The following is a 25,517-nucleotide window of genomic DNA, read 5'->3' on the forward strand; positions in this document are numbered from 1 at the left end:
GCGGGCCCCGGCCGAGGAGGAGTGGCGATGACGAGTCCCGCCGACCGTCTGGTGGGCCTGCTCGACCTGGAGCGGATCGACCTGAACATCTTCCGGGGCCGCAGCCCGGACGAGTCGCTCCAGCGCGTCTTCGGCGGGCAGGTGGCCGGCCAGGCACTGGTGGCGGCCGGGCGGACCACGGACGGGGACCGTCCGGTCCACTCGCTGCACGCGTACTTCCTGCGCCCGGGACGGCCGGGCGTGCCGATCGTGTACCAGGTCGAGCGGGTGCGTGACGGACGGTCCTTCACCACACGGCGGGTGGTGGCCGTCCAGCAGGGCCGTACGATCTTCAATCTCACCGCCTCCTTCCATCGGAGCGAGCCGGGCTTCGAGCATCAGGTGCCGATGCCGGACGTGCCGGACCCGGAGAAGCTGCCCCGGCTCGCGGACGAGATCCGCGACCGCCTGGGCGAGCTGCCCCAGGCGCTGGAGCGCATGGAACGCCGCATGGCCTTCGACATCCGCTACGTGGACCGGCTGCGCTGGACTCCCGAGGAGCTGCGGGAGGCCGAGCCGCGCAGCGCGGTGTGGATGCGCGCGGTGGGTCCGCTCGGTGAGGACCCGCTCGTGCACACCTGTGCGCTCACCTACGCCAGCGACATGACGCTGCTCGACGCGGTGCGCCTGCCGGTCGAGCCGCTGTGGGGGCCGCGGGGCTTCGACATGGCGTCGCTGGACCATGCCATGTGGTTCCACCGGACCTTCCGCGCGGACGAGTGGTTCCTGTACCAGCAGGAGTCGCCCATCGCCACCGGCGCCCGGGGCCTGGCGCGTGGCCTGATCTTCGACCGCGCGGGCAGGCTCCTGGTGTCGGTGATGCAGGAAGGGCTCTTCCGCCGGCACGACTGAACGACCGCCAACGTCTCGTCTGCCTGCCGCTACGTCCGGCGCCATGCCCTCGGCCGCAGCCATGCCCGCCATCGCGGTGGCCGCGCCCGTTCACCCGCCCGTTCACCCGCCCGTCCGGTGTCCGCCTCCGGTGGCTTCCTCTCCCCGGCGGGGGCGGCGGGTGCCGGCGGGGCGGTGGGCGGGTGGGCGCGACCGGGTGCCGGTCGGGCGGCGCGGGCTTGCGCCAGCGCCGCGGCCAGGCAGTGCCGGTACCACTCGATCTCGTCCGGGTCCTCCGCCAGCAGCAGGTCGTCCACGACATCGCGCGCGGCCGCGGCGTCCGGCCGGGACGGGACGAGCGCGGGACGCAGCGCGCACAGATAGGCCCGCTCGTCCGGGTCGGGAACCGCCCGGGCCAGTTCGCCGGGGTCCAGCACGGCGGCGGGCACCGCCGCCCGTTCCCAGGGGTCGCCGGCCTGGGCCCTCAGCTGGTCGAGCCGGCGGGCGCGCCAGCCGCGGGCACGCCGGTCGGGGTGTTTGTCGAGGGCGGCCTTCAGCAGGGCGGGCGTGCGGCCGGTCAGCAGCTCGGGGTTGCCGTCGGCGAAATCCGCCAGGTCAGAGGCCAGGTAGGACCAGACGACGACGCGGTAGCGGTTGACGTAGAAGCGCACCGGGGCGAAGCAGCCGCCCCGGGCGAGGCGGGCGAAGCGGGCGGGGACGATGCCCAGAAGCTCGGCACCCTCCGTGGTGCCCACGACCCACAGCCGGGTGCGCAGGGCCTTGGGGAATCCCTCGGCGGAGCGGTGGCGTTCGATCTCCTGCCGTGGCACCCGCCGCCGACCGCCCGGCTCCGCGGCGACGGTGCGCACCTCCCCCAGCTGGACGGCCAGTTCGAGCTCCCGGGGCTTGAGCTCCAGCTCCCTGGCCGCCCGCGCCTGCGGCACCGTCTCCTCGGCGACGTGCCGGTCCTGGTCCTGGTCCTGTCGTACCGTCATGACGTCCTCCCCACCATCGGTCGATCACTGACAGTGACGAAGGTAGCGCCCGGGTACGACAGTGCGTCAGGCCTGTGGATAACTCCCGGCCCGCTCCCCCGGCCCACCGTCCTCCGGCCGGCTGCCCTCCGGCCGGCCGTCGATGCGGTTGACCAGCAGCGTCATCTCGTAGCCGATGCGGCCGATGTCGGCGTCGGCGCCGCCCAGGACGCACAGGCAGCTGTCCTGCCCGGCAGCGGTCACGAACAGCACGCCACCGTCGAACTCGACCATCGTCTGCCGCACCCGGCCCGCCCGGAACTGGCGGCCCGTGCCCTTGGCCAGGCTGTGCAGACCCGACGCCACGGCCGCCAGGCGCTCGGCGTCCGACCTCTCCAGGCTCGCGCTCGCCCCCGTCACCAGTCCGTCGTCGGACAGCACCAGGGCGTGTCGTATTTCCCCCACGCGCTCCGTCAGACCGTCCAGCATCGCGTCGAGTTCCCTGCCGATCGACATACCCCGCCTCCCCGTTCCCCAATTCCCCGTAAGTGCCGTGCAAGCCTCGCTCACCTCTGTGCTCCCGGCAACCCGCCCGGCCCGTCGGCACGCGTCTGTGCGCCAGTTGGCACAGGATGGGGACATGGCACGGAAAATGAGCAAAGAAGAGTGGCGGGAATTTCTCTCGGCGGACGGCCGTACGGGCAAACTCGCCACGGTGCGGCCCGACGGCAGCCCGCACATCGCCCCCATCTGGTTCGTTCTCGACGGTGACGACCTCGTCTTCAACACGGGCAAGAAAACGGTCAAGGGCCGCAATCTCTCCCAGGACGGCCGGATCGCGCTCTGCGTGGACGACGACAAGCCGCCGTACGCCTTTGTCACGGTGCAGGGACGGGCGCGTCTGAGCGACGATCTGGACGAGATCCGCGCGTGGGCGACGACGATCGGCGGACGGTACATGGGAAAGGAGCGCGCGGAGGAGTACGGGGCCCGTAATGGTGTTCCGGGCGAGCTGGTCGTCCGGGTGCGGGTCGAGAACGTGGTGGCGGTCGCGGCGGTCGCCGAGTAGCACCGGGCATCGGGCACCGGTCGGCTCCCCGTCATTTGTCGGAGGTTCAACTCCCCTACCACCGGGAACACTTGAACGACCGCAGGAAATGCCGCTCATGGGGGCAGGTGATCCGCGTGTTCGAGAAACTTCGCAGGCGAGTCGAAGAGGCGCGGCAGGCACCCGCCCCGGGACCCTCGGCGAGTCCCGGTTCCGGCCGGGCGCGGCAGCGCAATCTTTTCGAGGCGGCGGCGGTTTATGTGGCGGCCTGCGCCGAGAACGACGTCGAAAAGAGCGCGGAAGCGGCCCGCTGGGTCTCTCCTGAGGCCCTCGGCTTCGGGGTGAACGAGCTGGCGTGCCGGGCCGTCATAGCGCTGGCCCGGGAGCGCGACGAGTCGCCGCAGACGGTGGCGCGCACGCTCCTGGGGCTGCCGGCGGCCTGAAGTCCGTCCCACCGGACGTGGCGCCGCGCGTGTCGCGGCGTCGTCTCCCGCTCGGCGGGCGTTCCCCGATCCGTCATCTTGAAGTCGTGTACATGTCACGCCGTGCGTCCTACGCTGCCATCGCACCCCGCGCGCCCCCACCGACTTCCCTCGCACGGAGGACCTCGTGCCCGCCGCAGCCCGCTCCGACAGCCCCCGCCCGCCCCGCCGCCGCTACTCCCTCGCCCTGGCCACGGCCTTCGGGCTGGCCGCCACGTCCCTGGGCCTGTGGGCCTCGGACTCCGCGGCCGCCCCGGCCGTGCCCACCCCGGACCATGTCGTGGTCGTCGTGTTCGAGAACCACGGCTACGGCCAGGTCATGGGCAACTCCGGCGCGCCGTACATCAACTCCCTCGCCGCGGGCGGCGCCAGCCTGACCGCCTCGTACGCCGAGACCCACCCGAGCCAGCCCAACTACTACGCCCTGTTCTCCGGTGACACCCAGGGCGTCACCGACGACAGCTGCGTCGAGCCCGGTTTCAGCGACGAGGCCAACCTCGCCTCGGAGCTCATGGCCAACGGCAAGACCTGGGCCAGCTACAACGAATCCCTGCCGGCCGAGGGGTCGACCACCTGCTCGAGCGGCAAGTACCGCCAGAAGCACAACCCGTGGTTCGGCTTCGACAACGTCCCCACCAGCACCGCGCACACCTTCGGCGCCTTCCCCCGCGACTACGCCACCCTGCCCACGGTCTCCTTCGTCGTGCCGAACATGTGCAGCGACATGCACGACTGCTCCGTAGGAACCGGCGACACCTGGCTGAAGAACAACCTCAAGGGCTACGCCGACTGGGCCAAGACCCACAACAGCCTGCTGCTGATCACCTTCGACGAGGACAACCGCCTCAGCGGCAACCGCATACCCACCGTCCTCTACGGCCAGCAGGTCAAGGCCGGCGCCACCTCCGCCACCACGTACAACCACTACGACGTGCTGCGCACGCTCGAGACGATGCACGGCCTGCCGCACGCCGGAAACGCCGCGAACGCCAAGGACATCACCGGCATCTGGAACAACTGACCGTGTATCTAGCGGACAGCCGTACCACCGCGGACACCGCCGGCCGCGACAGCGCTCCCGGCCGGCGGACCGCCGTCATACCGGCCACGGTGCTCACCCTGGGCGCCGTCAGCCTGATCACCGACGTCTCCTCCGAGATGGTCACCGCCGTACTGCCGCTCTACCTCGTCACCGGCCTGGGGCTGTCGCCCCTGGGGTTCGGCCTCCTGGACGGCGTCTACAACGGGGTCAGCGCGCTCGTGCGGCTCCTCGGCGGCCGGCTCTCCGACCGCGGCGACGGCGGCCACAAGACCGTGGCCGCCGTCGGCTACGGCATCTCCGCACTGTGCAAGCCGCTGCTGCTCGTCGCGCACAGCCTGCCGCTGATCGGCGCCGTCCTCGCCGCCGACCGCACCGGCAAGGGGCTGCGCACGGCACCGCGCGACGCGATGATCTCCCTGGCCTGCGAACCGGGCGGCCGCGGCCGGGCCTTCGGGGTGCACCGCGCGATGGACACCGCCGGGGCGCTGCTGGGCCCGTTGTGCGCCTTCCTCATCCTGCGGGCCGCGGCGGAGGGGTACGACGCGGTCTTCACCGTGAGCGGCTGCGTGGCGGCACTCGGGGTCCTGGTCCTGCTGCTGTTCGTGCCCGGCGGGCAGCCGAACCCCACGCACGGTCCGCGTCCCCGGCGCACCGGAGCGCGGATTCCGTTGCGCGAGGTGCTGCGACGGCCCGGCGTACGCCGGCTGACCGGCTGCGCGATGCTGCTCGGCCTGACCACCGTGAGCGACTCGTTCCTCTACCTCACTCTGCAGCGCCGCCTGGACCTGCCCGAGGCGTGGTTCCCGCTGCTGCCCCTGGGCACGGCGGGGACGTTCCTGCTGCTGGCGGTGGGACTGGGCACCCTCGCCGACCGCTTCGGCCGCCGCCGGCTCTTCCTCTGCGGCCACCTGGCGCTGCTCGGGGCGTACGTCCTGCTCCTCGCGCCGCTCGGCGGCTCACCGGCCCTGGCCGCCGTCGTCCTCGCCCTGCACGGCGCCTTCTACGCCGCCACCGACGGCGTCCTCGCCGCGGCGACCGCCGACGCCGTGCCCCGCGCGATCCGCGGCAGCGGACTGGCCGTGGTGCAGACCGGCCAGGCGGCCGCCCGCTTCGTCTGCTCGATCGCGTTCGGCGCCGCCTGGACCGCTTGGGGCGACCGTACGGCCCTGGGCGCCGCGGCGGCCGGGCTGCTGGTCTCCGCCGCGCTCAGCGCGCTGCTGCTGCGCCCGTCCCCCACCGACGCCACCCCGGAGCACGCACGGTGAACCGCGCCCCCCTCGACCGCAGGAACCGGCTGCTCATCCTGCTCACCGCCGTCCTGCTGCTGACCACCGTGGCCGTCGGCGCCACCCTGCACGCGGCGGATCGGGCCGGCGAGAAGGACCGCGCCCGCTCCGGCGGCCCGGCCGTGCGCTCCGGCAAGGTCACATTGGACGCCCCCGGCCGCGGCGTCTTCCGCAACATGGCCTGGGGCCCGCACCGCGACGAGATCGCCTCGGTGGCCGCCGACGACCCCTCCGGCCCGCGCACCGCCTCCGGCGTCCGCTGCCTGCGCTTCCACGCGGCCGGGGGAACCGGCGTCTGCCTCCAGGCGGTGCGCGGCGGACTCCGCGACCGCTACCGGGCCATCGTCCTCGACGCGCACCTGCGCGAACTGCGCCGCTACGACCTCGCGGGCATACCCACCCGCGCCCGGGTCTCCCCCGACGGCCACACCGTCGCCTGGACGGTGTTCGTCAGCGGCGACTCCTACGCGGGCACGGCCTTCTCCACCCGCACCTCGGTGCTGGACGTGCGCACCGGAGAGCTGGACCGCGATCTGGAGGCCTACGCCCTCTTCCTGGACGACCGTCCGCACAAGGCCGCCGACATCAACGTCTGGGGCGTCACCTTCGCCGACGACACCCACTTCTACGCCACCGTCGCGACGGGCGGCACGACCCATCTGGTGCGCGGGGACCGCGAGAGCAGGACCCTGCGCGCGCTGCACGAGAACGTCGAATGCCCGTCCCTGTCCCCCGACGGAACGCGCATCGCCTACAAGAAGCGCGTCCAGGGTGCCTCCTCCGACGCGCCCTGGCGGCTGTACGTACTGGACCTGAGGACCCTGCGCGAGAGCCCCACCGCCGAGCGGCGCAACATCGACGACCAGGCCGTCTGGCGGGACGCGGAGACTCTGGTGTACTCGCTGCCCGGCGACTACGGCTCCGACCTGTGGACCGTTCCCGCCGACGGCTCCGGCGCCCCCCGGGTGACCATGACGGCGGCTCTCGCCCCCGCCTTCACCGGCCGTTCCTGACGGGCGCCCCGCCGCGCAGCGGGGCGCCGACCTCGTGCATGTGGCGCAGCGCCTGTGCGTAGGAGCCGAGGAGTCCGGTCTCCGTGTACGGCAGTCCCGTCTCCCGGCAGTGGGCGCGCACCAGAGACCGGGCGAGCCGCAGGCGGTGCCGGGGCATGCCCGGGAAGAGGTGGTGCTCGATCTGGTAGTTCAGTCCGCCCATGAACCAGTCGGTGACCGGTCCGCCGCGGACGTTGCGGGAGGTGAGCACCTGCCGGCGCAGGTGTCCCCAGCGCTCGCCGCCGGGCTCGGGCATCTCCATGCCCTTGTGGTTGGGGGCGAAGACCATGCCCAGGTGAAGGCCGAAGAGGGCGTGGTGGAGCAGGGCGAAGGCGAGCGCCTTGCCGGGCGGCATGGCGGACAGCAGCAGAGTCGCGTAGCCGGCGGCGTGGAGGGCCAGGAACAGCGCCTCGACCCCGCGCTCGCCCGCCTCCTGCCGTTTGAGATCGAGCACGCCCGAAACCTTCAGATTGATGCCTTCGAGCAGCAGAAGGGGAAAGAACAGCCGCGCCTGATGCCGGGTGAGCCACCGTGCGAGGCCCTCGCGGCGGGCGGCCTGCCGCTCGGTCCACACCAGGACGCCGACCCCCACGTCGGGGTCCTTGTCGACGTGGTTGGGGTTGGCGTGGTGGCGGACGTGCTTGTCGTTCCACCAGGCGTGGCTCATGCCGAGCAGCAGATTGCCGTGCACGAGCCCCAGCAGGCGGTTGACGCGGCGGGTGGCGGCTATCTGGGCGTGCCCGCTGTCGTGGCCGACGAAGGCGACACGGGCGGAGAAGACCGCGGCGGGCACGGCCAGGAGGAGGACCCACCACGTGTCGCCGAGCGCCACCACGGCGGCGGCCGTCGCGGCGAGGGAGAGCAGGTCGGCCGCGACGGTCAGGGCGTAGCGGCGCCGGTCGCGCTCGAGGAGGCCCGCCGCCCTGACCTGTCGCAGGAGCGGGGCGAAGTCGCTGCCCGCGCGGGGTTCCGCACGGACGGCAGTGGCCTGGGGCATGAGGTCTCCGATGACTCGATCAGCGGCTTTCGGCGGTCGGTCCGACCTCAAGGACCGTACGGAGCAGGGCCCTTGGCGGACCATGGCGTCACCACCCGGGCCCTCGGGGGGGGCATCACCCGGACCGGCGGGGGGACAGCCCCCGGGTGCGGCGGGGGCCGAGCCCCCCTCCGGCGATATGGCGCACGTCACATGCTGAATCGCTTCGTCCGGAGCGCCGGACCTGTACCCTCGGCGACTCCGACTCCGGCTAGTCAAATTTGAGGAATGCGCAGCCCTGTGACTCCGCTTTCTGCCGCACCGCCCTCCGATGTCCACCTCCTCGCCCGTTGCACGGCGGTCTTCCTCCCCGAAGACCCCGCCCGCACGGGACGCGTCGCGTTCTGGCTGCCGGACGGCGAACCGCCCGTCGCGGCGGGAGGCGACGCCGGTCCGGCCGTCGAAGAGCTGACCGTCGTCGTCCCCGACGGCCCGGACGTCACCACCACGGTCGTTCGCGCCGTCGTGCTCCCCGTGCGTCAGGCCCTGCCCGTCCTCACCCGCGCCCGCGCAGCCGGCACCGACGAGGCGGCCGCCTTCTGGGGAGCCGCCGCCGTGCTCGCCCTCCAGCTCGCCGCACGCGGCAGGCTGCTCCCCGGGCTGACCGCCACCGACCACGACGCCTGGCGCGTCGGCCCGCTCACCCCCGAGGACCAGCGCCGGGTGCGCGAACTGGCCGCCGCCATGCCGCCGGCCGCGCACGCCGTCCCCCTGCCGGGCGACGGTCCGCCGCTGCTGGGCGAGCCCGAGTCGCTCGTCCGCGCCTTCCTCGACGCCGTCGCCGACGGCCTGCCCCGCTCCCCGGCCGCCGCCCTCGCCTCCGGCGGCCGCGCCTTCGCGGCCCCCGAGCCGCAGAAGCTGCCCGAGCACCGGCCCTGGGCCGCGGACGTCTCCGCCGGCCACGACGCGGGCGTACGGCTGTCCCTGCGCGTCGAGGTCCTCGGCCTGACCGGCCCGGCAGACGCGTCCGGCGACGACGCCGGGGAGCGGACCGCCCACCCGCGCTTCCGGGCCGTGCTCCAGCTGCACAGCCTCAGCGACCCGGCACTCGTCGCGGACGCGGCGGACGTGTGGTCCGGCGCCACCCCCGCGGGGAGCGCATGGGGGCGCGGCACGCGCATGCACGCGCTCCTCGCGCTGCGCCGTGCGGCGAGCGCCTGGCCCGCGCTGTCGCCCCTGCTGTCGGCGGCCGTTCCGGACGCCGTCGACCTCGCCGACGAGGAGGCCGGCGAGCTGCTGGGCGCCGCCTCCGTGGCGCTGGACGCCGCCGGCGTCGAGGTGCACTGGCCCCGGGAGCTCGTGCGCAAGCTCACCGCACGCGCCGTCGTCGGCCCGCCCGACGACGAGGACGCTCCCGCGCCCGACCGCCGCGCGGGTCCGCCGTCCGTGCTCTCAGCCGACGCCCTGCTCGCCTTCAGCTGGCGCTTCGCCATCGGCGACCAGGAGCTGACCCAGGAGGAACTCGACGTGCTCGCCGAGGCGAGCCGCCCCGCCGTGCGCCTGCGCGACCAGTGGGTGCTCGTCGACCCCGAGGCGGTGCGCCGCGCCCGCGAGCGCCGGGACCGCGCCCTCACCCCCGTCGAGGCGCTCGGCGCCGCGCTCACCGGCCGGGCCCGGGCCCGGTCCACCGGCGACGAGACCGTCGAGGTCGAGGCCACCGGCTGGCTGGCGGCCCTGCGCGACCGCATCGCCGACCCCGCGGCCACCCATGAACCGGTCGCCCAGCCGGCCGCGCTCGCCGCCACCCTGCGCGACTACCAGCTGCGGGGGCTGGACTGGCTGAACCGGATGACCTCGCTCGGCCTCGGCGGCTGCCTGGCCGACGACATGGGCCTGGGCAAGACCATCACCCTCATCTCCCTCCATCTGCACCGCCAGACCCTGCCCGAAGCCACCGGCCCGACCCTTGTCGTGTGCCCCACCTCCCTCATGGGCAACTGGCAGCGCGAGATCGAACGTTTCGCTCCCGGCACCCCCGTGCGCCGCTTCCACGGTTCCGCGCGCTCCCTGGAGACCCTGGCCGACGGCGAGTTCGTCCTCACCACCTACGGCACCATGCGGCGGGACTCCGAGGCCCTGGCCGGCACCGCCTGGGGCCTGGTCGTCGCCGACGAGGCCCAGCACGTCAAGAACCCCTACTCCGCGACCGCCAAGGCGCTGCGCACCATCGGCGCGCAGGCGCGGGTCGCGCTCAGCGGCACTCCGGTCGAGAACAACCTCTCCGAGCTGTGGGCCATCCTCGACTGGACGACGCCCGGCCTGCTGGGCTCGCTGAGCGGCTTCCGCCGGCGCTACGCCCAGGCCGTCGAGGGCGGCGCCGACCCGGCCGCGGCCGAGCGGCTCGCCGCGCTCGTCCGCCCGTTCCTGCTGCGCCGCCGCAAGTCCGACCCCGGCATCGCGCCCGAACTGCCTCCCAAGACCGAGACGGACCGGGCGGTCGCGCTCACCAAGGAGCAGACGGTCCTGTACGAGGCGGTGGTCCGCGAACTGCTCGCCGAGGTCGGCGAGGCGGACGGCCTCGAACGCCGGGGACTGATCGTCAAGCTGCTCACCGGCCTGAAGCAGATCTGCAACCACCCGGCGCAGTTCCTGAAGGAACACGCCCCCAAGGACGACACCGCGCGGTTCGCCGGCCGCTCGGGCAAGGTGGAACTGCTGGACGAACTGCTGGACACCATCCTCGCCGAGGGGGCGAGCGTGCTCGTCTTCACGCAGTACGTCCAGATGGCGCGCCTCCTGGAGCGTCATCTGGCCGCGCGCGGCGTCCCGGCGCAGTTCCTGCACGGCGGCACTCCGGTGCCCGGCCGCGAGGAGATGGTCCGCCGCTTCCAGGACGGCGAGGTCCCGGTCTTCCTGCTGTCCTTGAAGGCCGCCGGTACGGGGCTGAACCTCACACGTGCCGCGCACGTCGTGCACTTCGACCGTTGGTGGAATCCCGCGGTCGAAACCCAGGCGACCGACCGCGCCTACCGCATCGGCCAGACCCAGCCCGTCCAGGTGCACCGCCTGATCGCCGAGGGCACGATCGAGGACCGGATCGCCGAGATGCTCCACCGCAAACAGGCACTGGCCGACGCGGTGCTCGGGGACGCCGGGGAGGTGGCGCTGACCGAACTGACCGACGCGGAACTCGCCGAGCTCGTCGAACTGAGGGGGACCACTCGATGACCGAACGCACCTTTGAGGCACTGCCGCCCGTGCGGGACCGGGCCTTCGCCGGCAGTTGGTGGGGCCTGGCCTGGCTCCGGGCGCTGGAGGACAGCGCGCTGGACGGCCAGCAGGTGAAGGCCGGCCGCCGTCACGCGCGTGCGGGGGCGGTCGGCGCGGTGTCCGTACGCCCGGGCCGGATCACCGCGCTCGTGCGCGACCCGGACGGCACGGCCTACCGCTCCGACGTGCTGGTCCAGCAGTTGTCCGAGGCCGACTGGGACCGCTTCCTCACTCTCGTGGCGGACCGGGCGGGGCACATCGCCGCACTGCTGGACCGCGACATGCCGCCGCACCTGGGCGAGGACGCCGCCGCGGTCGGCGTCGAACTGCTGCCCGGCATCGGCGACCTGGAACCGGAGTGCGCCTGCGGAGCCTGGGACCACTGCCCGCACACCGCCGCGCTGTGCCATCAGGTGGCGCGCCTGCTCGACCAGGACCCGTTCGTCCTGCTGCTGTTGCGCGGCCGGGGCGAGCGCGAGCTGCTGGACGAGGTGCAGGCGCGCAGTACGGTGCACGCCACCGCGCACGCGCCCGAGCCGCCCGCCGGCATACCGGCGCGCGAGGCGTTCGCGGTGCGCTGGCTCGTACCGCCGCTGCCGGAGACCGTGCCCGCCGTCGACGCGCCGTGCCGCCCGCCCGTGCTCACCGGCGGCACCTCCCCCGCGCCCGGACTGGACGCCGGCGCGCTGGAGTTCCTGATCGCCGACGCCGCCGCGCGGGCCCGTCAGCTGCTGGCCGAGGCCCTGGCGCCCGGCCACGAGCACACGTCACCGCCCGAGGAACCGACGCTTCGCCAGGACGCCGTCCGCATGGCCGCCTCGGCGCCGCCCGAGCGCGTCACGGCCCGGCTCGCGGCAGGCTGCGACTACGGCCGGGCGGAGCTGGCCCGGGCGGTGCGGGCCTGGGAGTACGGCGGGCCGGCGGGGCTGGCCGCCCTGGAGGAGGAATGGACGCCGGGGCCCGCGGAACTGGCACGGGCCCGCGACCGCCTGGCCGCCGCCTGGCAGGACGAGGACGGCGCCCCTCGGCTGAGGGCGGCCGGCAACCGCTGGACGGCCCTCGGCACGGGCGCCCAAGTGCGCTACGGACGCGAGGGGCGCTGGTGGCCGTTCCGCAAGGAGGGCGGCCACTGGCAGCCCGCCGGCCCGGGCGACGACGATCCGGCGGCGGCTCTCGCCGGCGTGCTCGCGGGCGACTGACCCGGCGGCCCCGGGGGCGCCGTCTACAGCCCGAAGACACCGGTGGGGAAGGCCGACGGCAGGCTCGTGGGCAACCCCGAGGGGAGCCACGACGGAAGACCTGACGGCAGGCCCGACGGCAACGACGACGGCAGGCCGGACGGCAATCCCGACGGCAGGGAGAACGACGGCGACGCCTCGCCGCGCCCGCCGGCCGAGGCGTCCTGGCCCGGCGTGCCGTCGCTCCGGTGCCCCATGATCAGCACCGTCCCGAGGGTGACAGCCGCCACCGCCAGCAGCGCGATGACGGCCAGCGTGATCCGCCGCCCGCCGCCGGGCGGCGGATCGGGCGACCAGGAGGGGCCGCCGGGGCCGAAGCCGCCGGCCGGCGGAGCCGGCGGTCCCTCGGGCGGGCCGTACGGGGGGCCGGGTGGCGATCCGGGTGGAGTGGCCATGGGACCAGCGTCCCCCGCGAGCGGACGACCGCGGCCGCGCGGTGACGGTTCCGCTACACGTTCCCCGCTGGACCGCGACATTCCACCGCCGCGGGCCGCGTGGCGCACCCGGCGCAAGGCCGCCGCGACCGTACGATTTGACCGATGATGAGAGCGATCACCCTGTTAGCGGGCAGCCCGGAGGAAGGCTTCCAGGCCCGCCAGGTCGTCCGTGTTGAGGTAGTCGACCCCCGCGGCCAGCAGCTCCCGCCAGAGCGCCTCGCGCTCCGGGCCGGGCCGGTCCGGCGTGGCCCAGAAGCGGACCTTCCGGCCCTCGCTCCGCGCGGTGGTGACGATCCGTATGAGGATCTCCCGCTCCCGCTCCGGCATGGGCCCGGCGCCCTGCCAGGTGAAGTACTGCGTCCAGTTGTCGCTGACGAGCGGCGCGAAGGAGGCCGGCGCGCCGCCGAGGTCGGCGAGGCGGCCGTCGTAGAAGGCGTACCGCACCCGCTCCGCCTCCATCGGGATCCGCGCACCGCGGTCTCCGGAGACGACGGCGGCGACCGCGCCGCGGCGCACCTGCCCGCCGGAGCAGACGCTGAGCATGGCGCGATAGGGGCGCAGGTGCCGGGAGAGCGCCCGATAGGTCGCCTGCCCCTCGGATTTGATGTCGATGAGCAGCTGCAGCGTCAGGTCGTATCCGGCATACACGCGCCCGTGCTGCGAGCGTACCCGGCGCAGGAGCGGGTCGAGATAGAGGGCCTCCAGGGTGCGGGTGGGGTCGAGGTCGGAGGCGTCGTGGCCCACGAGGAGCCGGTCGCCGACCAGCCAGATGTCGGCCTCGACGCTGGAGAAGCCGTGCGCGAGCGCATCGGCGAGGGGGTGCGGATGCGCGTAGTCGTTGTGCGCGTGGGCGTGGCGCAGCGGCGGCCGGGGGCGCGCCGCGTCCGCCGGGACGTGGGCGGCGGCGCGTGCGGGGGCGGCGAAGGACCCCGCGAGGGCGGCTCCCAGGGTGATGACGGCGGCTCGGCGCGTACGGGGCATCGCGGTGCCTCCCGGCTCGGTGAGCGAATAGGCGCGGCCTGCGCGCGCCGACGTCTGTGAGTATCGGGGCCCATCGGGCCGTGCGACAGGGCCGTGCCGAGAGTTGACGGGGTCGGCTCCGGAGCGTTGCCCGCTGTTCTTTCGGGGCATGAATAAGGCCCTTGTGTCATGGCGGAGTTGCCGAGACCTCTGGGGTGACAATGGGTAGACGAGTTCGCCGCGTACGCGCGGTCACCGCGGTGCTGGTGGCCTGGGTCTCGCTGATCGCCGGCGGCCCGGCGTGGGCCGGCACGGAAGAGGCCTCCCCGCTGCGGCTCGAGGCTCCGGCCTCCCTGGGGCCCGGAGTGACGTACCGGGGCCTGTCTTTGAGGGGCTCGCACGGACCGGCGTACGGGCATCTGCTCACCGTCGACCTGCGCGACCCGCACGTGTCGGTCGATCTGCTGCACCCGGGCGCCGTGGCGGAGCGGGCCAGGGTGTCGCAACTGGCCGACAGGCGGGGTGTGGTGGCCGCGGTGAACGGGGACTTCTTCAACATCACCGAGACACAGCATCCCGGGGTCGAGGCGACGGGCGCCCCGGTGGGACCGGCCATCGCGGACGGGCGGGCGCTGAAGGCGGCGGTGCCGGACAGCCAGCGCTTCGGGCCCGCGATGCCGAGAGGCGTCACCACCGAGGACGTCCTCGGCGTGGGGACGAACGGGGTGGGCCGCCTGGACCGGCTCACACTGGAGGGATCCCTGCGCACGCCGGACGGAGAGCTGCCGCTGAACGGCTTCAACCAGTACGCGCTTCCGATGGACGGCATCGGAGCGTTCACCCCCGCCTGGGGCCGGGCCTCCCGGGTGCGCGCCACCTGCGGCACGGACACCGACCGGGGTGGTCCGTGCAGCGACAACACCTACGAACTGACCGTGCGGCGCGGCCGGGTGGCGACGGTGGCGCAACGGCCGGGACGGGGCCCGATCGCCCAGGGTTCGGTGGTGCTGGTGGGGCGGGAGGACGGTGCGCGCGAGCTGCGCAAGCTGTCGGTCGGCGACCGGGTGACGGTGGGGCAGCATCTGCGCGCCCGGCGCCGCGGGGCGCTGTCGTTCGCCGTCGGCGGCTTCCCGGTCCTGCGCGGCGGGCGGACGGCCTCGGGGCTGGACCCGGTGACGGCGGCCGTGCGCACCGCCGCGGGCCTGGCCTCGCACGGGCGTCGGCTGTACCTGCTGGCGCTGGACGGCGACCCGGCCTACCGTTCCGGGCTGACCGTGCCCGAACTGGCCTGGACGATGCGGGCGATCGGCGCCGTCGACGCCTTCAACCTGGACGGGGGCGGGTCCACCACGCTGGTCACCCGCGGCCGGGGCGGCGGGCGTCCCATCGTGCGCAACCATCCGTCGGGCGGCGCCGAGCGACCCGTGGCCAACGGCATCGGCGTCTTTATCAGCCCCTGACAATCACACTTCAATCCCATCCGTTTGAGTGATCGCGCCCGGCGAATGCCGCTGATAGCTTCGAGAGGAGCCGCGCGGGAATTTCCGGCAGCCTCCGCCCGGGTATTCCGTGGGGCCCGCAGCCGCAATGAACGCAGCCGTTTCGGGTACAGCCGTTGGGATGGGTGGGCATTCACATATGACGACGTCAGTCGAGTCCGGAACGGGCACGGACGATCCGCCGCACCGGCTGAGTCTGGGCACTCAGGCCGCCCGGAATCTGGCGACCACGACCAAGTCCGTACCGCAGATGCAGGGGATCACCTCCCGGTGGCTCCTGCGACTGCTGCCGTGGGTGCAGGTCTCCGGCGGTACGTACCGGGTGAACCGACGGCTGACGCACACGCTCGGCGACGGCCGGGTGGAGTTCTTCAGCACCGGCGCGGAGGTGCGGGTCATCCCGGCGGAGCTGGGCGAGCTGCCGCTGCTGCGCGGGTTCTCCGACCCCGAGGTGCTCGAGGGCCTGGCGGGCCGCTTCGCCCAGCGGGAGCTGCGGCCCGGCGAGGTGCTGGTGGAGGCCGGGCAGCCGGCCGATCAGGTGGTGCTGATCGCCCATGGCAAGGCCGAGAAGGTCCACGCGGGCGAGTACGGCGACGAGGCCGTGCTGGGCGTGCTCGCCGGCGGCGGGTACTTCGGCGACGGGGCGCTGGCCGCGGCCGAGGCGGGCGAGTGGGACTTCACCGTCCGCGCGGTGACCGCCTGCACGGTGCTGACGCTGCCGCGCCGGGAGTTCGAGGAGGCGCTGGAGCGTTCCGAGGGCCTGCGCTCCCATGTGGAGGCGTTCCGCGCCCGCTCCCTCCGGCCGCAGAACGACCAGGGCGAGTCCGCCATCGACGTCTCCTCCGGCCACAGCGGGGAGCCCGTGCTGCCCGGTGTCTTCGCGGACTACGAGCCCTCCCCGCGCGAGTACGGGCTGAGCGTGGCGCAGACGGTCCTGCGGGTGCACTCCCGGGTGGCGGACCTCTACAACGAGCCGATGAACCAGGTCGAGCAGCAGCTCCGGCTGACCATCGAGGCCCTGCGCGAACGCCAGGAACACGAGATGATCAACAACCGCGAGTTCGGCCTCCTGCACAACGCCGACCTGAGGCAGCGCATCCACACCCGCGGCGGCCCGCCCACCCCCGACGACCTCGACGACCTGCTGGCGACCGTCTGGAAGGACCCGGGCTTCCTGCTGGCGCACCCGCGCACCATCGCGGCGATGGCGCGCGAGTTCAACCGCCGGGGCGTCTACCCCGACCACGTGGACGTGGGCGGCCACCAGCTGCCGGCCTGGCGCGGAGTGCCGATCTTCCCGTGCAACAAGATCCCGGTCACCGAGACCGGTGTCAGCTCCATCCTGCTGATGCGCACCGGACAGGAGTCCCAGGGTGTCGTCGGACTGCACCGGACGGGAATCGCCGATGAATACCAGCCGAGCCTTTCGGTGCGTTTCATGGGAATCAGCGAACAGGCCATCATCTCCTATCTGGTGAGCGCCTACTATTCAGCGGCTGTTCTTGTGCCCGACGCTCTCGGAATTCTCGAGAACGTCGAAATCGGGCACTGACGGGGAAAGGCCGGGCGGGTCCCATTCCGGGGCACAGCCGCCGCCCGGCTCTCCGGCATGCCTTCGCAAGCCCCTCTCGTCTCATGTCCCGTCCCAGCCTTCTCACAGATGGGTGATCACCACCAATGAGCACGTCAGTGGAGCCGGAGAGCTCCGTGCAGCCGGCACAGGCCCAGCTGAGCCTCGGCACGGACGCGGCACGTCAGCTCGCGACGACCACCAAGTCCGTACCCCAGATGCGCGGGATCTCCTCGCGCTGGCTGCTGCGCGTGCTGCCCTGGGTCCAGGTGTCGGCCGGCACCTACCGGGTCAACCGGCGGCTGACCTACACCGTCGGCGACGGCCGCGTCGAGTTCGTCTCGACGGGCTCGGAGGTCCGGGTCATCCCGCCGGAGCTGGGTGAACTGCCGCTGCTGCGCGGGTTCTCGGACGCCGAGACGCTCGAGGCACTGGCGGACGCGTTCGTCCAGCGGGAGTACGCGGTGGGCGACACGCTCGTGGCCGAGGGGCAGCCCGCCGATCACGTCTTCCTGATCGCCCACGGCAAACTCGCCAGGACCGGCACGGGCAAATACGGCGACGAGACCTCCCTCGGCACCCTGGCCGACGGCGATTACTTCGGCGAGCGCGTGCCCCTCGAGCCCGACGCCACCTGGCACTTCACCGTCCGGGCGGTGACCCGATGCACGGTCCTGGCCCTGCCGCTGCAGGCCTTCCAGGAGCTCGCCGACCGCTCGGAGTCCCTGCGCACCCACGTCGCGGAATTCGCCGACCGCAGCACGCCGCCGGCGAACAAGCGCGGCGAGGCCGACATCGCCGTGACGTCCGGGCACTCCGGCGAGCCGGCCATCACGGGCACCTTCGTGGACTACGAACTCGCCCCGCGCGAGTACGAACTGAGCGTCGCTCAGACGATCCTCCGGGTCCACACCCGGGTCGCCGACCTCTACAACGAGCCCATGAACCAGGTCGAGCAGCAACTGAGGCTGACCATCGAGGCCCTGCGCGAACGCCAGGAACACGAAATGGTCAACAACCGCGAGTTCGGCCTCCTCCACAACGCCGACCTGGGCCAGCGCATCCACACCCGCGGCGGCCCGCCCACTCCCGACGACCTCGACGAGCTCCTCTCCCGGCGCCGCAAGACCCAGTACCTGCTGGCCCACCCGCGCACGATCGCCGCGTTCGGCCGCGAGTGCAACAGCCGCGGCCTCTACCCGCAGAACATCGACGTCCTCGGCACGGCGGTGCGCTCCTGGCGCGGCGTCCCCCTGCTGCCCTGCAACAAGATCCCGGTCAGCGAGACGGGCACCAGCTCGATCATCGCCATGCGCACCGGCGAGGACAACCAGGGTGTCGTCGGCCTCCACCAGACCGGTATCCCCGACGAGTACCAGCCCAGCCTGAACGTGCGCTTCATGGGCATCAACGAGCAGGCCGTCTCGTCCTACCTGGTGAGCGCCTACTACTCGGCCGCGATCCTGGTGCCCGACGCGCTCGGCGTCCTGGAGGACGTCGAGATCGGTCGCTGAGTCGTCATGGCCGTAGCCGGCGCCGAGCCGTCAGGGCCGTACGCCGGCGACGAGGTGCGCGGTGGCGGTGAGCCCGTTGGAGATGGTCGGCGCGATGCTCGTACTGGCCAGCAGGAAGCCGAGCAGGACGCAGACCAGCGCGTGCGAGGAGCGCAGGCCCCCGCTGCGCATGAACACCACCGCCAGGACCAGAAGCAACAGGACCACGGAGATGGAAACGGCCATGGTGTACCTCCTCGGAGGAGCGGCGGTCGACCGCCAGTCTCGCTCATCCCACCGCGGCGACCGGCGCGACGGGCATCCTCCAATCGGGTAGAAAATCACCGGTTCGGCCGTGGTCGGGCGAAAGCCGGGTGCGGGCGGGCGGAACGCGGGCACCCGGCTGTCGTACGCCTGTCGAAGGGCCCGCGCTCTTCGACAGGCGTACGACGCCGTGGCATGCCTAGGCTGACGGAATGAGCCGCACTGTCCGGGACCGCGAGGGCGCCCCGGCGCCGGAGGCCGGGGCCCGGGAGGCGGCGGTCCCCGGCACCGGGCGCGACACGGCGTGGCACCGCTTCCTGCACCGCGTGCCCAACGGGTTCGCGATCTTCTTCGGGCTGGTCGGCCTCTTCTGCGCGGTGACCGCGCTGATCCCCCCGCTGCGGCGCGCGGCGGCGCCGCTGACGGACGCGATGGACCTGCTGACCGTGCCCACGGCCCCGAACCTCGCCCTCGCCGTCTTCCTGTTGCTGCTCGCCACGGCCATGGCGGCCCGCAAGCGCGTCGCGCTGTGGTTCGTCCTCGGCTATCTGGCCCTGCTGCTGCTCGCGGACGCGCTGCTGGCGGCGGTGGGCTACTGGGACACGATCCCCTCGCTGGTGCTGTGCGTCGCCGCGATGGCGCTGCTGATCCTGGCTCGACGGGAGTTCTACGCCGCCTCGCGGCGCGGCGCGTTCCTGCGCGCCCTGCTCGTCCTCGCGGCCGGGCTCGCCGTGGCCGTACTCCTCGGCTGGGCCTTGGTCTCGGTCTTCCCCGGCACGCTGGAGCCGGGCGGCGGGAACCGGCTGCTGTTCGTCGTCAACAGGGTCTTCGGCGGCCTGTTCAGCGGCCGCCACTTCGCCGGACACCCGCCGCACTGGGTGTACTTCCTGCTGGGGCTGTTCGGGGCCCTCGCCCTGCTCAACGCGGCCATGGCGCTCTTCCGCTCGCAGCGCCTGGAGGCGGCCCTGCACGACGACGAGGAGCCGCGCATCCGCGCCCTGCTGGCCCGCTACGGCGGCCGGGACTCGCTCGGCTACTTCGCCACGCGCCGCGACAAGGCCGTCGTCTTCTCCCCCAGCGGCAAGGCCGCCGTCACCTACCGCGTGGAGGCGGGGGTCTGCCTGGCCTCCGGCGACCCGCTGGGCGACCCCGAGGCGTGGACCCCCGCCATCGACGCCTGGCTGGAGCTCGCGGGCCGCTACGGCTGGCAGCCCGCCGTCATGGGCGCCGGCGAGGAGGGCGCGCGGGCGTACGCCCGTTCGGGGCTGGGCGCCCTGCAGCTGGGCGACGAGGCCGTCCTGCAGGTGGCCTCCTTCGACCTCGAGGGCCGCGAGATGCGGGTGACCCGGCAGGCGGTCAACCGGGTGGAGCGCACGGGCGCGACCGTACGCGTCCGGCGTCACTCGGCGCTGTCCGACGAGGAGATGGGCGAGGTCATCCGGCGCGCCGACACCTGGCGGGACACCGAGACCGAGCGCGGCTTCTCCATGGCGCTGGGGCGGCTGGGCGACCCGGCCGACGGCGACTGCCTGCTGGTGGAGGCGTTCGACCGCGAGGGCACGATGATCGCGCTGCTGTCGTTCGTGCCCTGGGGGACCGACGGCGTGTCGCTGGACGTGATGCGCCGCGACCGGTCGGCGCCCAACGGCGTGATGGAGTTCATGGTCACGCGGCTGTGCGCGCAGGCCGGGCGGTTCGGCGTCAAGCGGATCTCGCTGAACTTCGCCGTCTTCCGCTCGGCCTTCGAGGAGGGCGCGCGGATCGGGGCCGGACCGGTGCTGCGGCTGTGGCGGAAGCTGCTGCTCTTCTTCTCCCGGTGGTGGCAGCTGGAGGCGCTGTACCGCTCGAACGTGAAGTACAACCCCGAGTGGCATCCGCGGTTCCTGTGCTACGCCGACGCGGGCGCGCTCGCCCGGATCGGGCTGGCGGCCGGCATCGCGGAGGGGTTCGTCGCCGTGCCGAGCCTGCGCACGCTGTGGAGCCGGGGCCGCCGCGGGGGGGGCGCGTCGCGGGGGCGGGGCGCGGCCGGCCTCCACCGCCGGGCTGCCCTCCCTGTCCGAACTCGGCTTCACCGGCGCCGAGGCCGCCGGCGCGGCCGGCCAGGACGAGCTCGCCGGCCTGCCGGAACAGGTGCGGGTACGGCGGCGCAAGCTGGAGCGGCTGCGCGAGGCCGGCGTCGACCCCTATCCCGTGAACGCCCGCCGCACCCACACCCTCGCCTCGATCCGGGCGGCGCACGCCGGGCTGGGCCCGTCGGCCCGTACCGGCGAGCGGGTCGTCGTGGCCGGCCGCGTGATGCTGATCCGCAACCACGGCGGGATCGCCTTCGCCGTGCTGCGCGACTGGACCGGCGACCTCCAGCTCGTCCTCAGCCGCGACGGCTCCGGCGAGGAACTGCTGCGCCGCTTCGCGACCCACATCGACCTCGGCGACCACATCGAGGCCGAGGGCGAGGTCGCCACCACGGACCGCGGCGAGCTGTCGGTGTTCGTCACCGCCGCCCGGATGACCGCGAAGTGCCTGCGGCCGCTGCCCGACAAGCGGCACGGGCTGAGCGACCCCGAGGCGCGGGTGCGGATGCGCTACGTCGACCTGGCGATCTCGCCGCGGGCCCGGCAGACCGTACGGGAGCGCAGCGCGGCCGTGCAGGCGCTGCGGCGGGGCCTGCTCGACCGCGGCTTCCTCGAGGTCGAGACGCCGATGCTGCAGCAGGTGCACGGCGGCGCGAACGCCCGGCCCTTCACCACCCACATCAACGCCTACGACCTCGACCTGTACCTGCGCATCGCCCCGGAGCTGTACCTGAAGCGGCTGTGCGTGGGCGGCATGGAGAAGGTCTTCGAGATGGGCCGCACCTTCCGCAACGAGGGCGTGTCCTACAAGCACAACCCCGAGTTCACGATGCTGGAGGCCTATCAGGCCTTCGCCGACTACCAGGTGATGCTGGACCTGACCCGCGAGCTCATCCAGCAGGCCGCCGTCGCTGCGCACGGCGCGCCGGTGGCGGTGCGGGCGGACGCGGACGGCCGGCGCGTCGAGCACGACATCTCGGGGACGTGGCCGGTCAAGACGGTCTACGGCGCGGTCTCCGAGGCGCTCGGCCAGGAGATCGGCGCGGACACCACGGTCGAGGCGCTGCGCGCGCACTGCGACGCGGCGGGCGTGCCGCACCGGCCGGAGAACGGGCGCGGCGACATCGTCCTGGAGCTGTACGAACGCCTGGTGGAGGAGCGGACCACTCTGCCGGTCTTCTACAAGGACTTCCCCACCGACGTCTCGCCGCTCACCCGCCCCCACCGTCACGATCCGCGCCTGGCCGAGCGCTGGGACCTGGTGGCCTTCGGCACGGAGCTGGGCACGGCCTACTCCGAGCTGATCGACCCCGTCGAGCAGCGCCGCCGGCTGACCGCCCAGTCGCTGCTGGCGGCGGGCGGCGATCCGGAGGCGATGGAGCTGGACGAGGACTTCCTGCGCGCGCTGGAGTACGCGATGCCGCCGACGGGCGGGCTGGGGATCGGCGTGGACCGGGTGGTGATGTTCCTGACGGGGCTGTCGATCCGCGAGACGCTGCCGTTTCCGCTGGTGCGGCACCGCTGAGGCGTCTCACAGAAGAAGGACTTACGAGGCGTCTGCCGTGTCCGGTACGAGGGAGTCCCAGCGGATCGTGCGGTCGCACCAGCGGTCCAGCAGCGCCGCGTCGTGGCCCACGGCCAGCAGTCCGGCGCCGCTCTCGCGCCGGTAGTCCTCGACGACGGCGACCAGCGCGGCCGTCGTCGACGCGTCCAGCATCGCGGTCATCTCGTCACAGATCAGCCAGCGGGGGCGCGGCACGAGCGCCCGCGCCAGGCAGGCGCGCTGCAGCTGGCCGTCGCTGACCTCGTGCGGGCGGCGCGCCAGCAGCTCCTCCGACAGGCCGACGGCGGCCGCCAGTTCGTCCACGCGGGCCGCCGCCTCGGCGCGCGACCGCCCCGCCGCGCGCAGCGGCTCGGCGATCACCTCGCGCAGCCGCAGCCGGGGGTCGGCGGACTGGCGGGGCTGCTGGAAGACCACGCCGAACGCCGTGCGCTGCTCGCGCGGGGCGCGGTGGCGCCAGCCGCGGGCGGGCTCGCCGTCGATGACGACGGTTCCGGCCGTCGGCCGGTGCAGCAGCGCGGCGACGCGGGCGAGGGTGGACTTGCCGCAGCCGCTGGGGCCGAGCAGTCCCACCGCCTCGCCGTCGGCGACGGTCAGGGACACGTCCCGTACGACGGGATCGCGGGGGTCGTAGCCGGCGGTGATGCCGCGCAGTTCAAGCACGGGAGGCCTCCCGGGCGGACGGGTGGGGGTGATGGCAGGCGACGCCGTCGACGAGGCGGGGAACGGCCTGGCAGCCGGCCGCAGCCCGGGGGCAGCGGGCGGCGAAGGCGCAGCCTTCGGGCAGGTCGCCCAGTTCGGGGGCATGCCGGGGATGGGGGTGAAGGCCCGCTCCGGCAGGGCGTCCAGCAGTCCGCGCGCGTAGGGGTGGCGGGGGCCGGGCCCGCCGAAGAAGGCTGCGGCGTCGGCGACCTCCACGATGCGGCCCGCGTACATCACGGCCACGCGGTCGGCGATCCGGTGTGCCGCCGCCAGGTCATGGGTGATCATCAGCAGGGCGCGGCCCGCGTCGGCGTGCCGGCGCAGCTCGTCGACGGTGCGGTCGACGAGGTCGCGGTCCAGGCCGGTGGTGGGTTCGTCGGCGAGCAGCAGGGGCGCGTCGCCGACGAGCGCGAGCGCGGTGGCCGCGCGCTGGGCAAGGCCGCCGGAGAGCTGGTGGGGGTAGCGGTCCAGGTGCCCGGCGGGGAAGGCCGCCCGGCCGGCCGCCGCCTCGGCGGCCGGCCGCAGGGCGCGCCGGCGGACGCCGGTGAGTTCCCCCACGGTCTCCTCGAGCTGCGAGCGCACGGTGCGGACGGGGGTGAGGTGCGCGGCGGGGCTCTGGGGGACGAGTCCGACGCGGCGGCCGCGTACGGTGCGGGCGAGCGTGCGCTCGTCGGCGGCCAGCAGGTCCAGGTCGCCGAGCAGGGCGCTGCCCTCGGTGCGCGCGTTGCCGGGCAGCAGCCCCAGCAGGGCGGAGGCCAGTACGGACTTGCCGCAGCCGCTCTCGCCGACGAGGGCGAGGCACTCCCCGGGGCCGAGCCGGAAGGACGCCTCGGTGACGGCGGCGACCTCCCGGCCGCCGCGCATGCGGAACCGTACGGACAGCCCGCGTACGTCCAGAACGGTCACAGCGTCAGCTCCGATCGGCGGCGCGGGTCGAGCCGTTCGCGCCAGGCGCCGGCCAGGCCCGCCACGGCCAGGGTGGGGACGATGATGAACAGGCCGGGGAAGAGGGTCGGCCACCAGTCGCCCGCGAGGAGGGAGCCTCGGGCGCTGTTGACCATGTTGCCGAGGCTGGCCTGGTGGGTGGGCAGGCCCAGGCCCAGGAAGGACAGGGCCGACTCGTGCCAGATGGCGTGCGGGATCATCAGGACCGCCGCGAGCCCGGCCTGGGGCAGCACCCCGGGCAGCAGGTGCCGCACGGCGACGCGCCACCGTGACGAGCCGCCCGAGACGGCCGCGTCGATGTACGGGCGGGTGCGCAGCGAGAGCACCTCGGCCCGTACGATCCGCGCGGTCGACAGCCAGTGGGTGACCGCGACCGACGCGATGACGGGCCAGACGCCGGGCCGGAACAGGGCCACGACGAAGATGCCGAGCAGCAGGTGCGGCACGGAGGAGAAGAGGTCGACGATCCGCATCAGCACCCGGTCCGCCCAGCCGCCGAGCGCCCCCGCCAGCGCGCCGACCGCCGTGCCGACGACGGTCGCGACGAGGGCCGCGACGACGCCGACCAGCAGCGAGACGCGCAGCCCGTAGACGCAGCGCAGCAGCAGGTCGCGGCCCACCTCGTCGGTGCCGAAGGGGTGGGACGGGCTGGGCGGCATCAGCTTCGCGGCGAGGTCGACGGCCTGCTCGTCCAGGGGGACGGCGAGCGGCACGACGAGGACGGCGAGGACGACGGCGGCCACGACCAGTCCCGAGGCGCGCAGCCGCGTGATCCGGTTACCCATCGCGGTCACATTCCTTCATGGGCGACCCTCGGGTCGGCCAGTCCGTACAGCAGGTCGGAGAGGAGGTTGCCGAGCAGGACGGCGGCCGTGGCGAGCACGGTCAGGGCCGCGAGCAGCGGGAAATCGACCTTGGTGGCCGCCTCGACCGTCGCCGAGGCGATGCCGGGCCAGCTGAACACCGTCTCGACCAGCAGCGCTCCGGTGATCAGTTCGGGCACACGGGAGCCGATGAGGGTGAGGACGGGCAGCAGTCCGGAGCGCAGGGCGTGGCCGAGCAGGACGGTGCGCTCGCTCAGCCCGCGGGCGCGGGCACCGCGCACGGGGTCCTCGGCCAGCGCGTCGCCGACGCCCTGGCGTACGTACAGCACGAACCACGGCAGCTGGGTGACGGCCAGCACGCCGGCGGGCAGGACGAGATGGGAGGCCACCTGCCCGGCGGTGACGACGTCGGCGCCGGTGTCGGTGAGGCCGCCGGCGGGCAGCGCGCCCAGCCGGATCGCGAAGAACCAGATGGCGAGCAGGCCCAGCCAGAAGGGCGGCGCCGCCTCGAGGGCGTACGCCAGCGAGGTGACGACCCGGTCGAGGAGGCCGCCGCGGCGGCGGGCGGCGAGCACGCCGAGCGTCGTGCCCACGACGACGGCGAGCACGAAGGCGACGCCGCACAGCAGCACGGACCAGCCGATGCGCTCGCCGATGACCTGGCTCACCGGCTGGCGCAGGGAGACGGAGTCGCCCAGGTCGCCGGTCAGGGCGGCGCTCAGCCACTCCCACCAGTGGGCGAGGAGGGGACGGTCGGCGCCGAGGTTCTCGCGCAGCTGGTCCAGTACGTCCTGGCGGGCGCCGAGCCCGGCGGAGCCGGCGTAGGCCCGGGCGGGGTCGAAGGGCGAGGCGGCGGCGAGGGCGAAGACGCCGAACGTCACCGCGCCCAGCAGGGGGACGGCGGCCAGCAGCCGCCGCCCGGCCATGCGCGCCATGGGTCCCCACGGGAGGC

Annotated in this window: 20 protein-coding genes and 2 pseudogenes; 12 read left to right on the forward strand and 10 right to left on the reverse strand. The window is 73.8% G+C overall.

Annotation, left to right across the window (positions count from 1 at the left end; all coding sequences use genetic code 11):
• Positions 1-27: 27 nt before the first annotated feature.
• The gene (locus tag J1792_RS26450; RefSeq protein WP_086570310.1) at positions 28-891 is read left to right on the forward strand and encodes an acyl-CoA thioesterase; all 864 of its coding nucleotides are present in this window, start codon (positions 28-30) and stop codon (positions 889-891) included.
• Between the two features lie 29 nt (positions 892-920).
• On the opposite strand, the gene J1792_RS26455 is transcribed toward J1792_RS26450, so the two are convergent.
• Together J1792_RS26455 and J1792_RS26460 are read right to left on the reverse strand one after the other, a co-directional pair.
• The gene (locus J1792_RS26455; protein WP_207248349.1) at positions 921-1,865 is read right to left on the reverse strand and encodes a DUF6397 family protein; all 945 of its coding nucleotides are present in this window, start codon (positions 1,863-1,865) and stop codon (positions 921-923) included.
• A 66-nt stretch (positions 1,866-1,931) separates the two neighbouring features.
• Positions 1,932-2,360, reverse strand: coding sequence for a roadblock/LC7 domain-containing protein (locus tag J1792_RS26460; protein WP_086575402.1), 429 nt, complete (start codon positions 2,358-2,360; stop codon positions 1,932-1,934).
• 124 nt (positions 2,361-2,484) lie between these two features.
• Between J1792_RS26460 and J1792_RS26465 the strand changes: the two genes are divergently transcribed.
• The 5 genes from J1792_RS26465 (at position 2,485) to J1792_RS26485 (ending at position 6,715) form a co-directional block, all read left to right on the forward strand.
• Positions 2,485-2,913, forward strand: coding sequence for a PPOX class F420-dependent oxidoreductase (locus J1792_RS26465; protein WP_086575404.1), 429 nt, complete (start codon positions 2,485-2,487; stop codon positions 2,911-2,913).
• Between the two features lie 107 nt (positions 2,914-3,020).
• Positions 3,021-3,335, forward strand: coding sequence for a hypothetical protein (locus J1792_RS26470; RefSeq protein WP_086575406.1), 315 nt, complete (start codon positions 3,021-3,023; stop codon positions 3,333-3,335).
• Positions 3,336-3,501: 166 nt separating this feature from the next.
• Positions 3,502-4,395: an alkaline phosphatase family protein gene (locus J1792_RS26475; protein ID WP_207248350.1), complete on the forward strand. Its 894-nt coding sequence runs from the start codon at positions 3,502-3,504 to the stop codon at positions 4,393-4,395.
• Between the two features lie 2 nt (positions 4,396-4,397).
• Entirely contained in the window at positions 4,398-5,681 is a 1,284-nt protein-coding gene (locus J1792_RS26480; RefSeq protein WP_207248351.1) for an MFS transporter, read from the forward strand.
• Entirely contained in the window at positions 5,678-6,715 is a 1,038-nt protein-coding gene (locus tag J1792_RS26485; protein WP_086571484.1) for a TolB-like translocation protein, read from the forward strand. The genes J1792_RS26480 and J1792_RS26485 overlap by 4 nt, the downstream gene beginning before the upstream one ends.
• Here J1792_RS26485 and J1792_RS26490 read toward each other — a convergent pair.
• Positions 6,699-7,751, reverse strand: coding sequence for a fatty acid desaturase family protein (locus tag J1792_RS26490; RefSeq protein WP_207248352.1), 1,053 nt, complete (start codon positions 7,749-7,751; stop codon positions 6,699-6,701). The two genes, J1792_RS26485 and J1792_RS26490, sit on opposite strands and share 17 nt — an antisense overlap.
• 279 nt (positions 7,752-8,030) lie before the next feature.
• Here J1792_RS26490 and J1792_RS26495 point away from each other — a divergent pair, with 279 nt between their 5' ends.
• Both J1792_RS26495 and J1792_RS26500 read left to right on the forward strand, forming a co-directional pair.
• Entirely contained in the window at positions 8,031-10,958 is a 2,928-nt protein-coding gene (locus tag J1792_RS26495; RefSeq protein ID WP_372446182.1) for an SCO1167/SCO6262 family helicase, read from the forward strand.
• Complete coding sequence (locus tag J1792_RS26500) at positions 10,955-12,199, forward strand: SWIM zinc finger family protein (protein WP_086571490.1); 1,245 nt, start codon at positions 10,955-10,957, stop codon at positions 12,197-12,199. The genes J1792_RS26495 and J1792_RS26500 overlap by 4 nt, the downstream gene beginning before the upstream one ends.
• Before the next feature lie 23 nt (positions 12,200-12,222).
• Here J1792_RS26500 and J1792_RS26505 read toward each other — a convergent pair whose 3' ends face one another.
• The gene (locus tag J1792_RS26505; RefSeq protein WP_086571492.1) at positions 12,223-12,633 is read right to left on the reverse strand and encodes a hypothetical protein; all 411 of its coding nucleotides are present in this window, start codon (positions 12,631-12,633) and stop codon (positions 12,223-12,225) included.
• A 165-nt stretch (positions 12,634-12,798) separates the two neighbouring features.
• Entirely contained in the window at positions 12,799-13,656 is an 858-nt protein-coding gene (locus tag J1792_RS26510; RefSeq protein ID WP_086571494.1) for a phosphatidylinositol-specific phospholipase C/glycerophosphodiester phosphodiesterase family protein, read from the reverse strand.
• A 200-nt stretch (positions 13,657-13,856) separates the two neighbouring features.
• On the opposite strand from J1792_RS26510, the gene J1792_RS26515 reads away from it, so the two are divergent.
• The 3 genes from J1792_RS26515 to J1792_RS26525 all read left to right on the forward strand — a co-directional run bounded on the left by J1792_RS26515 (position 13,857) and on the right by J1792_RS26525 (position 18,218).
• A complete protein-coding gene (locus J1792_RS26515) occupies positions 13,857-15,095 on the forward strand; it encodes a phosphodiester glycosidase family protein (protein ID WP_086571496.1) in 1,239 nt (412 codons plus the stop codon).
• A 178-nt stretch (positions 15,096-15,273) separates the two neighbouring features.
• Positions 15,274-16,686: a family 2B encapsulin nanocompartment shell protein gene (locus tag J1792_RS26520; RefSeq protein WP_086571498.1), complete on the forward strand. Its 1,413-nt coding sequence runs from the start codon at positions 15,274-15,276 to the stop codon at positions 16,684-16,686.
• 125 nt (positions 16,687-16,811) lie between these two features.
• Positions 16,812-18,218, forward strand: a complete 1,407-nt coding sequence (locus J1792_RS26525; RefSeq protein ID WP_086571500.1) for a family 2B encapsulin nanocompartment shell protein — start codon at positions 16,812-16,814, stop codon at positions 18,216-18,218.
• Positions 18,219-18,248: 30 nt separating this feature from the next.
• Here the strand turns inward: J1792_RS26525 and J1792_RS26530 are convergent, their stop codons facing one another.
• Entirely contained in the window at positions 18,249-18,443 is a 195-nt protein-coding gene (locus J1792_RS26530; protein WP_086571502.1) for a hypothetical protein, read from the reverse strand.
• Positions 18,444-18,673: 230 nt separating this feature from the next.
• On the opposite strand from J1792_RS26530, the pseudogene lysX reads away from it, so the two are divergent.
• A pseudogene (gene lysX / locus J1792_RS26535) lies at positions 18,674-22,058 on the forward strand (bifunctional lysylphosphatidylglycerol synthetase/lysine--tRNA ligase LysX).
• 21 nt (positions 22,059-22,079) lie between these two features.
• Here lysX and J1792_RS26540 read toward each other — a convergent pair.
• From J1792_RS26540 to J1792_RS26555, 4 genes and pseudogenes are all read right to left on the reverse strand, one after another.
• Positions 22,080-22,757 (reverse strand): ABC transporter ATP-binding protein, encoded by a 678-nt coding sequence (locus J1792_RS26540; protein WP_086575233.1) that lies wholly within the window; start codon positions 22,755-22,757, stop codon positions 22,080-22,082.
• Positions 22,750-23,660 (reverse strand): annotated as a pseudogene (locus tag J1792_RS26545) (ABC transporter ATP-binding protein). The gene J1792_RS26540 and the pseudogene J1792_RS26545 overlap by 8 nt, the downstream one beginning before the upstream one ends.
• A gap of 38 nt (positions 23,661-23,698) precedes the next feature.
• Positions 23,699-24,526, reverse strand: a complete 828-nt coding sequence (locus J1792_RS26550) for an ABC transporter permease (RefSeq protein WP_086575288.1) — start codon at positions 24,524-24,526, stop codon at positions 23,699-23,701.
• A gap of 5 nt (positions 24,527-24,531) precedes the next feature.
• Positions 24,532-25,500: an ABC transporter permease gene (locus tag J1792_RS26555; RefSeq protein WP_086575290.1), complete on the reverse strand. Its 969-nt coding sequence runs from the start codon at positions 25,498-25,500 to the stop codon at positions 24,532-24,534.
• Between the last annotated feature and the right edge of the window lie 17 nt (positions 25,501-25,517).

It is taken from the genome of Streptomyces triculaminicus, from assembly GCF_017349075.1.
GTDB classification, from domain to species: Bacteria; Actinomycetota; Actinomycetes; order Streptomycetales; family Streptomycetaceae; genus Streptomyces; species Streptomyces triculaminicus.

Coding starts and splice junctions, on each gene's coding strand:
- J1792_RS26490 (WP_207248352.1), bottom strand. CDS start 7,751: ATGCCCCAGGCCACTGCCGTCCGTGCGGAACCCCGCGCGGGCAGCGAC.
- J1792_RS26465 (WP_086575404.1), top strand. CDS start 2,485: ATGGCACGGAAAATGAGCAAAGAAGAGTGGCGGGAATTTCTCTCGGCG.
- J1792_RS26460 (WP_086575402.1), bottom strand. CDS start 2,360: ATGTCGATCGGCAGGGAACTCGACGCGATGCTGGACGGTCTGACGGAG.
- J1792_RS26525 (WP_086571500.1), top strand. CDS start 16,812: ATGAGCACGTCAGTGGAGCCGGAGAGCTCCGTGCAGCCGGCACAGGCC.
- J1792_RS26555 (WP_086575290.1), bottom strand. CDS start 25,500: ATGGCGCGCATGGCCGGGCGGCGGCTGCTGGCCGCCGTCCCCCTGCTG.
- J1792_RS26520 (WP_086571498.1), top strand. CDS start 15,274: ATGACGACGTCAGTCGAGTCCGGAACGGGCACGGACGATCCGCCGCAC.
- J1792_RS26505 (WP_086571492.1), bottom strand. CDS start 12,633: ATGGCCACTCCACCCGGATCGCCACCCGGCCCCCCGTACGGCCCGCCC.
- J1792_RS26500 (WP_086571490.1), top strand. CDS start 10,955: ATGACCGAACGCACCTTTGAGGCACTGCCGCCCGTGCGGGACCGGGCC.
- J1792_RS26455 (WP_207248349.1), bottom strand. CDS start 1,865: ATGACGGTACGACAGGACCAGGACCAGGACCGGCACGTCGCCGAGGAG.
- J1792_RS26550 (WP_086575288.1), bottom strand. CDS start 24,526: ATGGGTAACCGGATCACGCGGCTGCGCGCCTCGGGACTGGTCGTGGCC.
- J1792_RS26530 (WP_086571502.1), bottom strand. CDS start 18,443: ATGGCCGTTTCCATCTCCGTGGTCCTGTTGCTTCTGGTCCTGGCGGTG.
- J1792_RS26510 (WP_086571494.1), bottom strand. CDS start 13,656: ATGCCCCGTACGCGCCGAGCCGCCGTCATCACCCTGGGAGCCGCCCTC.
- J1792_RS26515 (WP_086571496.1), top strand. CDS start 13,857: ATGGGTAGACGAGTTCGCCGCGTACGCGCGGTCACCGCGGTGCTGGTG.
- J1792_RS26450 (WP_086570310.1), top strand. CDS start 28: ATGACGAGTCCCGCCGACCGTCTGGTGGGCCTGCTCGACCTGGAGCGG.